The 236-nt window shown below is 46.6% G+C and carries 1 protein-coding gene; it reads left to right on the top strand.

From position 1 onward, the window contains the following. Positions 1 to 236, top strand: a 236-nt coding sequence (locus tag AC0QH1_RS20805) for a reverse transcriptase domain-containing protein (protein ID WP_324633227.1), incomplete at both ends; no start/stop codon positions are given.

Here is a 236-nt window from a genome sequence, read left to right as displayed (position 1 = left end):
GACCGAATTGACCATGAAAAACTTCTCAACAAACTTGATGTCTTCCCGGCAATCCGACGACAAATCAAGGCATGGCTGAAAGCTGGCGTAATTGACACCGGACAACTATTCACAACAAATGAGGGCACACCACAAGGAGGGGTAATCAGTCCCTTACTAGCAAATATTGCCCTCCACGGCATGGAAGAAAGCATCAAATCCTTAGCTACTAAGCTACCAGGGAAAGGTAGTCGTAC

The organism is Phormidium sp. CCY1219 (genome assembly GCF_055795085.1).
Note: the sequence above shows the minus strand (reverse complement) of the source record. Positions and strands in the feature narration are given on the sequence as shown.